The following is a 15,337-nucleotide window of genomic DNA, read 5'->3' on the forward strand; positions in this document are numbered from 1 at the left end:
TATGTTCGGACGGGATAACCGCTGAAAGCATCTAAGCGGGAAGCCCACCTCAAGACGAGATGTCCCAAGCGTAAGCTTCTGAAGGCCCCTTGAAGATTACAAGGTCGATAGGCCAGAGGTGTAAGTGGCGAGGTAACGAGCCATTCAGCCGACTGGTACTAATAGCCGTGCGGCTTGACCAGCGCTCCTTTGCTACGACGTCGTTTCCTCATTCCTTGTAATTGCAACCCATTTCTTCCGGTGGCGATAGCGGAGGGGAAACACCTCTTCCCATTCCGAACAGAGTAGTTAAGCCCTCTTGCGCCGATGGTACTGCTTGGGTGACCTTGTGGGAGAGTAGGACGCTGCCGGGGGATGCTGAGAAGGCGCTCGATTCATTTCGGGCGCCTTTTCTATTCAAACTCATTTTGATTGCAACGCATCTACCGGATTGGCTGTAGCCGCCGTGATTGCCTGGTATCCGTTCGTGAGCCAGGCTATAACTAAAGTAACGAAGCCCGAGAAGACGAATACCCATACGTCCATTTCGATGCGGTATGCAAAATCCCCCAGCCAGGCCTGCAATCCGAAGTAACCAATCGGGGCACCTATGACAAACGCCACGAGGATGAGCATCGTAAGGTCTTTCGATAACAGCAGGACTATATTTGTAATCGAAGCGCCAACGACCTTGCGAACGCCAATCTCCTTGGTCCTCTGTTCTGCCATAAAGGAAGAAAGACCCAGGAGTCCCAGGCAGGCGATGAGTATGGAAAGCGTTGCCCCGGCGCTGAAGACGGAACCCAATCTTTGTTCGGCATCGTAAAGTTGGTCGAGGTTTTCATCGAGTAATGAGAAGTCCATTGCAGGATGTTCCGGATAGGTCCGCCCCCACTGATTCTTAAGAATCTCAAGTCCACGAGATTCGTCATTCCCGTCTAACCTGACGACCACATACGAAGATGTCCACGGTGAAGCCACGATCATCAGTGGCTCGATTGGTTGATACAACGACTGACTGTGGAAATCGGCAATCACGCCGTTGATTTCGATAGGCGGACTGAAACCGCGCGGACCCGGGTATCTGAATGTCTTTCCAACTGGATCGTCCCAACCGAAGGCGCGTACGGCCGCTTCATTTATCAGGATGGAGTTAGCGTCTGAAGGGCGATCACGTGAGAACGAACGACCTGATTTCACCTCGATGCCCAGTGTTTCGATATAATCAAAGTCTGCCCAGATCGTTTGGACAGAAACATTCTGATCCTCCTGGAATCCTTCAGGTTGGATCACACTGAGATCCGCTTCATATCCTGGTACGTTCGACGCTGAACTCACGTTTAAAACCTCGGGATATTGCAGGACCGCGTTTTTGAATGCCGGATATCTTTGTATGGCTTCTGGATCGGGTAAACGAACCACTACCACGTTTTCTTCATCGAACCCCAGGTTTTTGCCCTGCATATACTCCAACTGATCAAGGACAACGATCGTCCCGACGATCATGACAATCGAGACGACAAACTGGAAGATGATAAGCAGTTTCCGAAGTGATGAATGGGAGGCTCCTGCTTTCAGTGCACCGGTCAGCACGGCAACCGGCCTGAAGGACGAAAGTACAAAAGAGGGATACCCACCGGCGACGATCCCCGCAGCAATGGCGATGGATATCAGTGTAGGCACAAGCCAGGTTGAATCGTAATGGATCTCCAGCGTCTTGCCCGATAGATGATTGAACTGGGGAAGGAAAAGATGTACCAGTCCCATGGCCACAATCAAAGCGATCAGGGAATACAGGATCGACTCACCCATGAATTGTGAAATCAGTTGGTTCCGCTTTACGCCCAGTACCTTCCGAATGCCGATTTCCTGCGCCCTCCGGGCAGACCGGGCGGTGGAGAGGTTCATGAAGTTGACACAGGCTATCAGCAGCACAAAGGCGGCCAATGTGGAGAATACGTAGACATACGTGATCCTGCCGTTCGATTCAAACTCACCGATAAGATTCGAATGCAGATGTATTTCGGTGAGAGGCTGAAGGAAAGGTGTCATTACAATACCTAGCGATTCAAGTCGCTCGCTGAGATGTTTGTCCAAGAATCCAGGCAGTTTACGCTCCAGGTCTTCAGCCACTGCGCCATCGCGAAGAAGCATATAGGTAAACAGGGAAATGTGCTGGTTCTGCATCGTGGATGGTTCGCCATATAACCCGTTTGGCGCAAGTGACGCGAAGGAGGCCAGAAAATCGAAATGAAAATGCGAGTTATCCGGCAAATCCCGCATGATACCGGTAACGCTGAACTCATATTTGTCATCGCCGGTCATTACTTTGCCGATCGGGTTTTCGTCCCCGAAGTACTTTTGCGCCATGGATTCGGACAGTACAACGGAATGAGGTTCGATCAGGGCAGTATTGGCATTACCCTGAACAAGGGGCATGGTGAAAATTTCAAAAACAGTTGAATCCGCGAATACGAAATTCTCTTCGTAAAACCGTTTTTCACCGTATCGAATCAACCAACGGGATGCGGGCGGCCTGATCCGCGCGATCGCTTCGATTTCAGGATATTCCTGCGCCATTGCCAGACCCCATGCCGATGGTGATCTCGCCCATACATCATGTCTTCCTTCTGCGGTCTCGGAGACTGCCAGACGATATATCCGGTCTTTGTTCAGATGGTACTGGTCATAGCTGAGTTCGTCATGCACGTAGAGTACGATCAGAACACATCCTGCTATTCCTATTGCAAGCCCCAGCACATTGATGAGCGAGTATCCCTTGTACCTCAGCAGGAGCCTGATGACGATGGTCAGATAGTTGTTGAACATGGTCATAACCCCCAATAAAGAGTGCCGCGTTACACAAAGTGGAGTCTATTCGGTCTTTAATATGTCTACAGGGTTGGCAGAAGAAGCAGGCAGAACATGGTACAATGTCGTCAGTACGACAATGACTAACGTACTCACTCCTGCTGCCAGAAACGTGACCGGTTCCAGCTCTATTCGGTATGCGAAATCCTGGATCCACTGATTGAGGAGATAGTAGGCAATGGTCCAGGCAACCACGACCGAGACCCCGATAAGCACGACGAAATCCCGCAGCAACAGCCAGGTCACGTTCAGTAACGAAGCGCCAAGGACCTTGCGCACGCCTATTTCCTTCATCCGGCGGACTACGGCTATTCTGGTCACACTGAACAATCCGATACAGGTGATGAGTACCGTCATCAATGCGAAAATGCCCGTGATCTTGCTAGCCCTGAATTCGGACTGATACAGATCGGTGAAACTGTCTTCGATAAATGAATAGGTGAAGGACCGCTGCGGGATCAGGTCCTGCCAGGTCCTTGCCAGGTCGTTCATCGTTTGCGTCTGCGTACCGGGATTCAGTTTGACGGACAACACGGGGAGTTCCGTCGGCATAAAGAAGAACCGGGGCGGTATCTGACCAAGATACATCGCTAGAGGTCCGATGGGGTCGTGCATCGATGTCCAGTGAAAGTCGTCGATCACGCCGACAACGCGTCCGAATTCACCCGAAAAAGGGAATCCCATCTGTTGGCCGATGGGGTCCAGCCATCCCATTTGCCTGACGAAACTCCGGTTCACGACGAACTCCAGCGGATTGTCCGAACCGGAGGAAGAAAACACACGTCCTTCCGCGATGCTCAGGCCGTACAGCCCTATGAAGTCATTGTCGACCGGCAACAAGTGTACCTGTGGTTGTTCCTCGCGATCCCCGAATCTCATATTCATGTACATCTGGGTGGTACCGCCAAACTCCCATCCTGACGCGGCCGTCTCGGCAACACCGGCAAATTTGCCAAACTCTTGCTTGGCGGTCCGGTAGTCGACATCGGTGCCGATGGGCAAGAGCATGATATCCCGTTTCTCGAAACCAATCTCTTTCTCCTCCATGTACCGGGCCTGTTCAACGACGAATATCGCACACGTCACCAGCAGCGTCCATATAGTCGTCTGGACAAAGATGAATGCATATTGAACGGACTTTCTTTGGGTTGCCGTATCGGCCGGCTGAAGTAGAGCGGACGGCTTTTGGAACCATAGCTTCCACGACGAAGCGAGGCTGATAACGGCACTGTGAAGGATCACTATGCAAACAGAGGCCCCTGCAATGACAATGTAATCCACCAATGCGAGTAGCTCTGGTTTTATCACGATGAGATTCATATTGCTCAGGATCGAAATCACCAGGTACATCAAGGAAAAAGTACCGATCAGCGCGCACCCATATACGATGACGGTTTCCGCGACCGTAGGAAGAACGAGTTGTATACGGTCGGCGCCCAAAGCCGCCCGCACGCCCATCTCCCTGAATCGGGACGTGAGCTTGGACGCAGATAAATTTACCAGGTTCAGTGTCGAAACGATGAGAACCAGCGCCGCAATGGCAGCCAATTGCCTGATATCCTCGATGTCGCCTTTGTTCCAGTTGACCCACCGGGCCTGATCTTCCCCGCCTATATGTGCCGAATGCAGATGGACGTCGGCAAGCGGTTGCAGCACGAACTCGGTGACTGCGGATCCCAACCCGCTCCGACCCCGGTCATTCACCAGCGACATGGCCTTGGATTCAATCTCGGATGTCTCCGAATTGTCACGAAGGAGAAGGTAGGTATAGGTATTGCCGCCGTTCCATCCCCGTTCCAGATCCGTCGTATGAGATTGGGCGGTAGAATAAGAGATCAGGAGTTCGAATTGAATCGATGAATTCCAGGGTGGCGATTCAACGACACCTCCTACCGTGTACGTTTGATCGTGCCACTGAAAGGACTCGCCCACCGGGTTTTGCCCGCCGTATACCCGTTGAGCCAGTGTCGTGGTCAATACAGCGGTGAATGGGGATTTCAGCAGATCATCCGGCTTGCCCTGCACCAGTTCGAAATCGAATATGCTCAGTATCTGTGGGTCCGCATAGAATGACTGCTCGATTTCAAACAAGTCCGTATCGGCTTGTATGAACATCTTCTCCGTTGCGGAAGCGCTTCGCAATCGGGCATAGTTGATCACTTCGGGAAGCTCGTCTCTGAGCAACGGACCGATAGGCGACATTACGCCGCTTATGAAATAGGGATCCGATTCCTGCAACTTGACTTGGAGTATGGTCCGGTATATCTGGTTTCCTTTCGTGTGAAAGTTATCAAACTGCATACTCTGATAAGTATACAGGCCAATGATCAGTACCGAACCGAAACCGAGAGCGAGTCCCAAGACGTTCAATGCCGAATAAACCCTGTTACGACTTATCCATCGTATTGAATGGGTCAGATGGGTGTAGAACATTGAAGGCCTCCTTGTTTATCGAGCGCTCAAGTTGCTTGAAACAAGATGTAGTTCCGGTCCACGACCTATTGAAAGCGAGCCGTTTTTTATGCCGCGGCTCCGTTCACGATGCGCCCGTCGAAGAGCCGGATGGTCCGGTGGGCGTGGTCGGCCAGGGCCTGGTCGTGGGTCACCATGATGATGGTCGTGCCCGCCTCGTTGAGGCCGCTCAGCAGTTCCATCACCTCCGCACCGTTGGCGGAGTCCAGGTTACCCGTCGGCTCGTCCGCCAGGATCAGCTTTGGGTTGCCGATGACCGCACGGGCCACGGCCACACGCTGCTGCTGGCCGCCGGAGAGCTGCTGCGGGAAGTGGTTCCGCCGGTGGAGTATCTGCATGTGCTCCATGGCCGCGTCCACGCGCTGCTTGCGCTCCTGCTTGGACGTGCCCAGGTAGATCAGCGGCAGCTCGATGTTTTCGTACACGGTGAGTTCGTCGATCAGGTTGAAGCTCTGGAAGACGAATCCGATGTTGTTCTTGCGCAGGTTGGCCCGCTGCCGCTCGGAGTGGCCGGCCACTTCCTCGCCAACAAAGTGGTACTCCCCACTCGATGGGTTGTCGAGGAGCCCGAGGATGTTGAGCAGGGTGGACTTGCCGCAGCCCGAAGGGCCCATGATCGCCACGAACTCGCCTTCGTTCACTGCCATGGTCACGTCGTTCAGCGCCGACGTCTCCACCTCTTCGGTGGTGTAGAGTTTCTTGAGATGTTGTGTCGTTATCATCACATGCCCCCTTTGCGGTTTATCGGTGTACGCCGCATGCGTACTAGTTCATTACCAGTCGTTCCATGTCGCCGAAGTTGTCATACATGGAGGTGATGACCCGCTCGCCCTCTTCAAGCCCTTCGAGCACCTCGAAGTACTGGCTGTTCTGCCGGCCGAGCCGGATCTGCCGCCGCACGGCGAACTCGCCCGTAGGATCCAGCACGTAGATCCAGCGCCCGCCCGTCTTCTGGTAGAAACCGCCCCGAGGCACCTGCATGGCGTCGGCCAGTTCGCCCAGGGCGACGCGCACCTGGAGCGTCTGTCCCCGGCGCAGTCCATCGGGCATCCCTCCGGGGAACTCCATGTCCGCCTCGAACTGGCCTTCGATCACCTCGGGATACACCCGCCGGATCACCAGTTCGTAGGTCCCGCCGGCGAAATCGAAGGAACCCGGCTGGCCGGTTCCGATGCGGGCGATGTAGTGCTCATCGATCGCCGTGCGTACCTTGAAGCTGCCCACCACGTCGATCTGTCCGAGCCTTTCGCCGCCCGCCTTCGACTCCCCCACCTCGGCCGCCAGAGAGGAAAGAAGCCCCGTGATCGGCGCGCGCAGCGTCAGGTTCTCCTCGTTCTGCTTCACCATGTCCAGGTTCAACTGCAAACGGCTAATCGATTCCTCCAGCTGCTGTATCTGCACCGCCTGAAAGAGCGAGTCCTGGCGCAGCGTCTCCAGGGTCACGGCCCGCTTGCGCGTATAGTATTCGAGATTGTCACTGGCCTCTTCGTACTCCTTCCGTGAGGCCAGATCCGCTTCCATTAACGCGGCCTGGCGAGCGTGTTCCCGCTCCGCCTGCCGGAGATTGTAATCCTGTTCCACCAACTGCGCCCGCATCTCCAGGCGCCGCTGCTCCATGGTCACTCGCGTCTGCCGCAGGGCGTTGGACTCGCGGAAAAGCTCAGCTTCCCGCTGCATGACGTTGAGCTGCAGGTTGGCGTTGGATAGCCGCAGGATCGGCGTGCCTTCCTCGACATGCGTGCCCTGCTCCACGTAGACCTCTTCCACGCGCCCGCCTTCGACCGCGTCCAGGTAGATCGTCGTAAGCGGCATCACCGCGCCCTGCTCGACGATGTACTCCAGAAAGGGGCCGTAGGTGACCGGGGCCGTGGTCAGCTTGCCGGCGTCGACATTTAATGCGGATGAGTCGATGGCCGAAAGCTCGTACGCCCCGAAGGCGAGGATCAGCACGGCCAGGCCGCCGAGCGCCATCCGACGCGGCGTAAAGCGCTTCTTCTCGATCCTGCGGTCCATCGTGCCCTCGTGTTCCCTACGGCTGTCTGACGAGAACATTTCCACGAGACCCTTCGGCTTCCCGCCGTCCTGCGTTGACTTGTCCATAATGTCCTCCTCATCCTGATTGCGCTTGTCGCCATGTGCTATCAGCATGGTACCCTGAACGCAGATTCGTTTCCATAGGGTGTTTCCCTACATTTTGAAGATTTATCCCCTGAGCACTTCAACCGGGTTCGTCTCTGCCGCTTTCACGGTCTGGAATCCCACGGTAAACCAGGTAATCAGCATCACGACGACGCCGGTTAAAACAAACGTCCATGGATTCGGTTCTACGCGATAGGCGAAGTCGCGCAGCCACACATCCGCCATATAGTAGATCAACGGTACGCCGACAACCCACGCGATGAGGACGTACAGGGTAAACTCCCGGTACAGGAGAATAACGACCTGGCCGACCGAGGCACCCAGGACTTTACGAACACCTACTTCCTTGATGCGGCTCTGGACCATGAAGGCGGACAGGCCCAGGAGCCCCAGGCAGGCGATCAAGATGGAAACCAGGGTACCGGCTGTGAAGATCGTTCCAAGCAAACGGTCTCCCCTATATTGATCTTCCATCAGATTACTTAAGAACAAGTGCTCCATCTCGGGTTGATCGGGGTAGATCTCCCGCCACTGATCCTTCAGAATACCGAGGGCGCCGGCCACATTTTGAGCCCGGAGTTTGATGACAATATGTGCGGCTTGACCGCGCTGATCAGGCGGACCGATCCAAATGGGCTCTGTCGCGTGATGAAACGATCGGGTGTGAAAATCCCTTATGACTCCGATCACCGTCAGTTCCTGTGAATATGGACTGATGAGCGACTTGCCTACCGAATCGTTCCAACCGAGGGCACGGACCGCAGTCTCGTTGATCACGCACGCATTGGCGTCAGTTGACCTGTCTCGGGAAAAATACCGACCCTGAACTACTTCAAAGCCCATTGCCTTATGAAGATCGTATCCGCCGTGGATCATCTGGAAATGAGTCAGTTGGTCTTCAGGTACGTCCGGCGGCCTTACCCCTCCGGTAGGGAGCGATTCCGGCAGATGCGCGAATTGGCTCACCGCCAGAACGTCGGGATAACTCAGAGCGTTCGCTTTGAAAACGTCGTACTTCTGCATGGCGTCTTCTCCTCGAGGCAGCGCGACAACGACGACGCCTTCCGCATCGAATCCCGGATCCTTATTTTGCATGAATACGATCTGATCGGAGATCACACCGATACCGGAAATCATGATGATCGCGATAGAGAATTGAAATACCACGAGTACCCTGCGAGAGATCAACCTGGCAGTTCCGGTCTTCATCGGTCCCCGCAGCAAGTCCGTCGGTCTAAAGGACGAAAGGACGAACGCGGGATAGATCCCTGCCAACATCCCGGTGAGCAAGACCATCCCTGTCAGCATCAAAGCCAGTTCCAACGATAAAACCATTGTGATTCCCGTACCGAACAATTCATTGAAAGTGGGTACAAGCACGTGGAGCAGCGCGACGGCCAGCGCCAGGGCGAACAAACTCAACAATACGGTTTCTCCGATGAATTGAAACACGACATGGATTCGGCGGCTGCCGAGGATTTTGCGCATGCTCACTTCCCGTGCACGGCGCGCCGCCCTGGCCGTGGTCAGGTTGATGAAATTGATACAGGCGATGACCAGGATGAATGCCGCCACCGAGACCGCGATATAGATGAATCGTATATCCCCGCCTTCGGAGTTAACCAGACCCGAACTCCATTGAACGTCGCGGCAGTATAGATGAATATCTTCAATTGGCCGAAGTACCGGATTTACTCTGATTCCAGATGAACGCAGCCGGTCTCCAAGGTACTTTTCTATGAATAGGGGCAATTGAGCTTCCAGGTCCCGGACGGGATAACCCTCTCTTAACAGGAGGAATGTACGGACTTCGCTGTTAAGGCCCTTTCTTTGGAAGGTCTCCGGTCCACCCCAGCCTAACGAAGTCCATGTGGCGTAAGAGGTCAGATAGTCGAATCGCACATGCGAATTCAACGGAACGTCGCTCATGACGCCTGTTACCGTCACGGAGTAAAAACCGGGTATGTTCATCGAAAGGCCAATCGGGTCTGTCCCGCCGAAATGTTCCTTGGCAAAGGACTCCGATACGACCGCGGTGAAAGGGGCAGCCAAAGCCGTGCGGGGATTTCCTCTGACCAACGGGAAAGTGAAGATCTCGAACAGGGTAGAATCGGCGTAGACAACCGCTTCCCCATAAAAAGCCTTATCGCCGTGTTGTATGGTATGGCGGCCCATCGCTAGTTTCACCCTGGCCATGGCCTCAATGCCCGGATAATCGTTGAGCAGGGCAGGACCCCATGGTGCGGGACTGATGGCGACTTTCCGTGCGATGCCCGACATTTCGGAATGATTCTCGAGCCGGTAGATGCGATCCTTCTTTTCATGATATCCGTCGTAGCTGAACTCGTATTGAACGTATAGAAGCATGAGGACACAACCCGCCAGTCCAATAGCGAGACCGATCACGTTGATTACGGAATACCCTTTGTACTTTAAAATGTTCCTTACCGCGGTCGTGATATAGTTGCGTATCATCGCGCGTCCTCCACATGTTTCGGTCTTCAAAGGTTTCTTAAGCTATCCCCTGAGTACTTCAACCGGGTTCGTCTCTGCCGCTTTCACGGTCTGGAATCCTACGGTAAACCAGGTAATCAGCATCATGACGACGCCGGCGAAGATGAACGTCCACGGATTCGGTTCGATGCGGTAGGCGAAGTCGCGCAGCCACACATCCGCCATGTAGTAGATCAACGGGACGCCGACAACCCACGCGATGAGGACGTACAGCGTGAATTCCCGGTACAGGAGAACTACGATCTGGCCGACCGTGGCCCCCAGGACTTTTCGAACGCCTATCTCCCTGATGCGGCGCTGGACCATGAAGGCGGACAGGCCCAGGAGCCCCAGGCAGGCGATCAGAATCGATACGGTCGACCCTGCCGTGAAAACGGTCCGGAGGATGTGATCGTCTTCATACATCCCTGCCACCTTGTCTTTCAGTAATGTGAACTCCGGTTCCGGAAGATCGGGATATACCCGGTTCCACTGCTCCCTCAGGATGTTGAGCGCGTTTGCCTCGTTACTGCTGTCGATCTTGACCACAATAGAACCGTATTGTTGAACGTATTGCGCCAAAGCGATCTTCATGGGCAGAATTTCCCCACGCAACGATTCCACGTTGAAATCCCGTACGACGCCAATCACCTCGCACTGCTGCCACACATTGTCGATCTTGCTTGGCCCCAAGAGTGTCGTTCCGACGGGATCTTCCAAACCCAGGGCGCGTACCGCCGTCTCGTTGATCAGGCACGCATCGGCGTCCGCAGACCGCTCTCGAGATAAAAAACGCCCTTCAACCAACTCAAGTCCCATTATGTCGGAAAAGCCAATATCTGCGCTGAAAATCTGAAAAAGCGTTTGCTGGTCCAACGGAACGTCTTCCAGAGTTAATCCGCCTACAGAATACGAGTTTTCAAACATCGTTGACGACCGTGCCATCGCCAGGATTTCGGGATATCTGAGCGCGTTATCTCTGAATACTTCATAGGCGCGCTCCGGCATATCGATGAGGACGACGCCGTCTTCCTCGAACCCCAGGTCTTCGCTCAGCATGTAGTCGAGCTGGTCCGAGATCGTCCACGTGCCGATGATCAGGACGACCGAGACGGTAAACTGAAACACGATGAGTATTCTTCGGAAGAGTGCGCCCGTGGCCCCGGATTCAGACGAACCTCGCAGCACGGCCGTCGGCTGAAAGGACGAAATGACGAAAGCGGGATAGGTACCCGCGAGTATCCCGACGAGCAGGACCACCCCCGCGAGCATCAGCATCGTATCCGTCGTTAACTCCAGGTTGATGTTCTGGTTGAGCAGATCGTTGACAGCGGGCAGCAGGGTCTGAAGCAGCACGATGGACAATCCAAGGGCGAACAAAGTCAACAACACGGATTCGCCTATGTATTGCAGCATGGCGTGAGCCCGCGTGCCGCCCAGCACCTTTCGCATACCCACTTCACTCGCGCGGCTGAGCGACCTGGCCGTTGTCAGATTGATGAAGTTGGCACAGGCGAGCACCAGTATGAAGGCCGCCAGAAGGAAGGCGACATAGACGGTGCGGATGTCCCCGGTACCGCCTCCTCGTGTCATATCGTAGGTGTACAGGTGTATATCACCGACAGGCCGCAGATAGGCATTCTGTTCCATGCCGAATGCCCGCAGTACATCTCCGAGGTGTCTTTCGATGAAACCGGGCAATTGCTGTTCCAGTTCCCGGGCGGAATATCCTTCACGCAAGAGGAGGTAGGTATAGATGTTGAAATCGCCACCATGATCACGCATGTTGGCGGGCTCGCCCCAACCCAATGACTCGAGCGTGACGTAGGAGATCAGGAAATCGAAGCGCAGATGGGAATTCTCCGGAAGGTCGCGCACGACGCCCGTTACAGTCAGAGGCAGCGTGTTTCCTTTCCCCAGGTCCAGGGTGATCGGAGAACCTGTGGGGTCCGTCTCGCCAAAGCATGTATTCGCCATGGATTCCGATAGGACGATCGTATGCGGCCTGGTCAGGGCCGTGGCGGGCGTGCCCCTGGCCAGAGGAAGCGTGAAGACGTCGAACAGGGTCGAATCGGCGAAGAATGACGCTTTGCCGCGTATCGACCTGTCTTCGAGTTGTACCGGCTGCTGTTCCAACAACGGCCGTAGCCTGGTCAAGTTTTCTATGGACGGGTATTCGGCAAGTAAAACGGGGCCCCAGGCCGATGGAGTCGTAGTGAATTTGCTCTCGCGGCCGTCAAAAAGCATATCGACTTCAATCCGATACATGCGGTCCTGCTTCAAATGGAAATCGTCATAACTGGTTTCGTACCGAATATAGAGCAGCATCAGGATGCATCCCGCCAGGCCAAGGGCGAGACCGATTACGTTGACCAGGGAATACCCTTTGTGCTTTAAAAGATTCCTTATGGCTGTCGTAATGTAGTTGCGTATCATGGCGCGTTCCTCCTCACCTCAGGTATATCTCGAATTCAGTTTCCTCAAAGCTGGATTCACTCCCCCCTCGGCCCTGTCACGTCCCTGCGGAGGAAGAGCCAGAACGCGGCCGCACCGGAGACGACGGTGTAGGCGAACATGACCAGGAGTGGATTAAGGTACATATCAACAAAGGAAGCGAAGAAACTGGCACCCTCTTCCACGGGCAGCACGAAGTCGAGCTGCAAGAACATCATGACGTTGGGTCCGAGCATGTAGTTGACGACGTGCTGACCGAACAAACTGGTAAGGGGACCGGCGGCTATGAGATCGCCAAAGAAATACAATAGTGAGATCGACACGCCGCTCGTCCCTGATGACGTCAACACCGTAAAGAACAGGGACACCGCGATGTACGGAAGCAGCGCGCAGATCATCTTGACGAAAATCACCGCCGAGGACGACCACGTTCCCGATTCCGCGGTAACCAGATCTTCGCCGGTCAGGAGCGCCATCGCCAGGCTGCCGACCACGACGGTCAGGACCACGAAGAGCAACCCGGCACCGGAGATGAACACTATCGACAGCGCCTTCGCGCCCAGGAACTGCCAGCGTCTCGGGCCCCTGGTCAACGCCGGCCGGAAGGTACCCAGGCTGTATTCCTTTCCGATTATTGCTGTGGCCAGAATGATGACCAGAATGGTTACGAAATCCTTGCCTGACTTCAGACCGGTGCCGAGACTGCCTGGAAGGATACAGGTATTCAAGAAAAGCTGTCTTTGTGCGGCAATCTGGTCCCGGATTTCGGGGCACCGCTCCCGGTGAGTTGCCACTTCCCAGTGGGCCTGTTCCCGGAACTCGTCCGGAACGTCTGCCAGAATGGACTCGACCTTGCCGTCGTCGATGTCGTCGCAGGAAACCTTAATAGCCGATTCTACCCCATCCGCGTCCGGCGGTAGCGAGATAACGACGTACTGATCGACAGGGGCAAAAAAGTACGTCTCGTTACTGTACGTCACGTAAATAGTCCATAAAGAGAGTTGGTTCATGATGACGATCACGGCCAGAAGTAGCCAGGGCAGCCATCGCCGCCGGATCTTGAACAACTCCCATCGTGTAAGGCGCAGTATCTGACGGATCATCCTGCCTCCCCGTCACCGCCACCGGTGACCTTGAAGTAGTACTGCTCCAGGGACATCTGCTCCGCCGACATTTCCGCGACGTAGACTTGCGAGCGGCCGAGCGCCTCGGTCAGTTCCGGCGATCGTTCCGCGGGGGCCGTGACCAGGATCGTCCCGTCCTCCACGATGATCTCCCCGACCCAGTCCAGAGCGGACAGTATCCGGATCGCTTTTTCGTTATCGGTGGTATGAACGCGAAGCTGGTCCCCGGCCAGCGAATGGACCAGATCATGGATTCCACCCTGGACGATGAGCCTGCCGCGCGAGAGGATGGCGACGCTGTCGCACACCTGCTCGACTTCGTGCAGCAGGTGGCTCGACAGCAGCACGGTACGGTCCCCGGTCCCGAGGGTTCGGATCAGGTCCCGGATCTCGGCCATGCCGTCCGGGTCCATGCCGTTGGTGGGTTCGTCCAGGAACAGGATTTCGGGATCGCCCAGGAGGACATAGGCCAGTCCCAGCCGCTGCTTCATGCCCAGGGAGTAGGTGCGGAAGCGGTCGTCCGCGCGATCGGCGAGGCCCACCCTTTCAAGCAATTCGTTCAATTCTCCGCGGTCGCTCTTCCCGGATATGCCCTGGAAGTAGGCGAGGTTGTCGCGGCCCGACAAGTAGGGATAGAAACAGGGCGTCTCGACGATGGCGCCGGTGCGGCGCAGGGCTTCCCGGTAGGAGATGCCCGCGTCCAACAGCCTGAAGCGTCCCGAGGTGGGCTTCACGAGTCCAAGCAGCATGCCCATCGTGGTCGTCTTGCCCGAACCGTTGGGACCAAGCAGTCCGAAGATCTGACCGCGCGGCACCGTCAGCGAGAGCCCGTCCACGGCTACGATGCGGCCGTAGTGTTTGGTGAGGGATTCGGTCCGTATGGCAAAGTTGTTGGAAGTCATCTGATCCGCCTCCTTCACTGGTTGGTCTGATCCATCTACCCATAAAGGAACGGAAAGCCGGACCGGATTTCTATAGGGTGTATCCCTATTTCGCGGGTTTTTTCACCGGAATCGAAGAAAAACTTGATGCCGGTCTTGGACGGGGTGGTGCGTTTCCTATAAACGAAAGGGTTTATTCTTCCAAATTGATCAGACCAAGTTTGATCGCCGTTCGGATCAGGTCGGGAAGGCTATGCGTGTCTAGTTTCGCCATCAGATTGATGCGGTGATTTTGCACGGTCTTAATACTGATTCGCATGGATTCTGCTATCTTGGGATTTGATAGCCCCGATGCGATCAGTCGAAGGACTTCGTGCTCACGGGGTGTCAGCCGGGGCGGTGTGCCCTGGGGATACTCCTCATACTGGTAATCGGCATGATCCATGGCCCGGGAATGGTAAGTGACGCCCCTGCAAACGGTGCGTATCGCTTTGACCAACTCTTCGCCGGCTGATTTCTTGAGCACGTAGCCCCGGGCGCCGTTGTCCAGTGCTTTCCGGATCAGATCGGGATCCGAATGCATCGACAGCATGACCACCTGGATCTCGGAGAACGAAGCGCGAATGTTCCTCGTCGCTTCTATACCGCCGATACCGGGCATCTCAACGTCCATCACGATGACGTCCGTCCGGACTCGATGCACGACATCCATCACGTCCCGGCCGTCCGTAGCCTCGGCGACTACTTGAATATCGGTTTCTTTCGAGAGCAAATCCCGAAGTCCCTGCCTGATCAGATGATGATCGTCTGCGATCACTACGCGTATCATATGATTTACGTGATCTCCTTTTAAGTTCGTTACATGGTGAAATCCGGCTTCTGCTCAATACTTAACACCGAAAAGGAGGATTTTCCATAGGGTGT

At 55.2% G+C, this 15,337-nt stretch carries 9 protein-coding genes and 2 rRNA genes; 2 read left to right on the forward strand and 9 right to left on the reverse strand.

Annotation, left to right across the window (positions count from 1 at the left end):
- Together F4X08_12710 and rrf are read left to right on the forward strand one after the other, a co-directional pair.
- Positions 1–181: ribosomal RNA gene (locus F4X08_12710) — 23S ribosomal RNA — on the forward strand; the annotation flags it as partial.
- Positions 182–236: 55 nt separating this feature from the next.
- A 5S ribosomal RNA gene (gene rrf, locus F4X08_12715) occupies positions 237–353 on the forward strand.
- 49 nt (positions 354–402) lie between these two features.
- Here the strand turns inward: rrf and F4X08_12720 are convergent.
- The 9 genes from F4X08_12720 to F4X08_12760 form a co-directional block, all read right to left on the reverse strand.
- On the reverse strand, positions 403–2,814 hold the full coding sequence (locus F4X08_12720) for an FtsX-like permease family protein (GenBank protein ID MYD26663.1): 2,412 nt from the start codon (positions 2,812–2,814) through the stop codon (positions 403–405).
- Between the two features lie 39 nt (positions 2,815–2,853).
- Complete coding sequence (locus tag F4X08_12725) at positions 2,854–5,283, reverse strand: FtsX-like permease family protein (GenBank protein ID MYD26664.1); 2,430 nt, start codon at positions 5,281–5,283, stop codon at positions 2,854–2,856.
- Positions 5,284–5,369: 86 nt separating this feature from the next.
- The gene (locus tag F4X08_12730) at positions 5,370–6,044 is read right to left on the reverse strand and encodes an ABC transporter ATP-binding protein (protein MYD26665.1); all 675 of its coding nucleotides are present in this window, start codon (positions 6,042–6,044) and stop codon (positions 5,370–5,372) included.
- Positions 6,045–6,087: 43 nt separating this feature from the next.
- Positions 6,088–7,470, reverse strand: coding sequence for an HlyD family efflux transporter periplasmic adaptor subunit (locus F4X08_12735; protein MYD26666.1), 1,383 nt, complete (start codon positions 7,468–7,470; stop codon positions 6,088–6,090).
- A gap of 54 nt (positions 7,471–7,524) precedes the next feature.
- On the reverse strand, positions 7,525–9,936 hold the full coding sequence (locus tag F4X08_12740) for an FtsX-like permease family protein (protein ID MYD26667.1): 2,412 nt from the start codon (positions 9,934–9,936) through the stop codon (positions 7,525–7,527).
- A gap of 42 nt (positions 9,937–9,978) precedes the next feature.
- Entirely contained in the window at positions 9,979–12,390 is a 2,412-nt protein-coding gene (locus tag F4X08_12745) for an FtsX-like permease family protein (protein ID MYD26668.1), read from the reverse strand.
- Between the two features lie 56 nt (positions 12,391–12,446).
- Positions 12,447–13,511: an ABC transporter permease subunit gene (locus F4X08_12750; protein MYD26669.1), complete on the reverse strand. Its 1,065-nt coding sequence runs from the start codon at positions 13,509–13,511 to the stop codon at positions 12,447–12,449.
- The gene (locus F4X08_12755; GenBank protein ID MYD26670.1) at positions 13,508–14,434 is read right to left on the reverse strand and encodes an ABC transporter ATP-binding protein; all 927 of its coding nucleotides are present in this window, start codon (positions 14,432–14,434) and stop codon (positions 13,508–13,510) included. The genes F4X08_12750 and F4X08_12755 overlap by 4 nt, the downstream gene beginning before the upstream one ends.
- Before the next feature lie 172 nt (positions 14,435–14,606).
- Positions 14,607–15,242 carry a response regulator transcription factor gene (locus F4X08_12760; GenBank protein MYD26671.1) on the reverse strand — a complete coding sequence of 212 codons (636 nt, stop codon included), beginning with the start codon at positions 15,240–15,242 and terminating at the stop codon, positions 14,607–14,609.
- Positions 15,243–15,337 lie beyond the last annotated feature (95 nt).

The sequence above is a fragment of the Gemmatimonadota bacterium genome (assembly GCA_009841265.1).
Taxonomy (GTDB): Bacteria; JAAXHH01; JAAXHH01; order JAAXHH01; family JAAXHH01; genus JAAXHH01.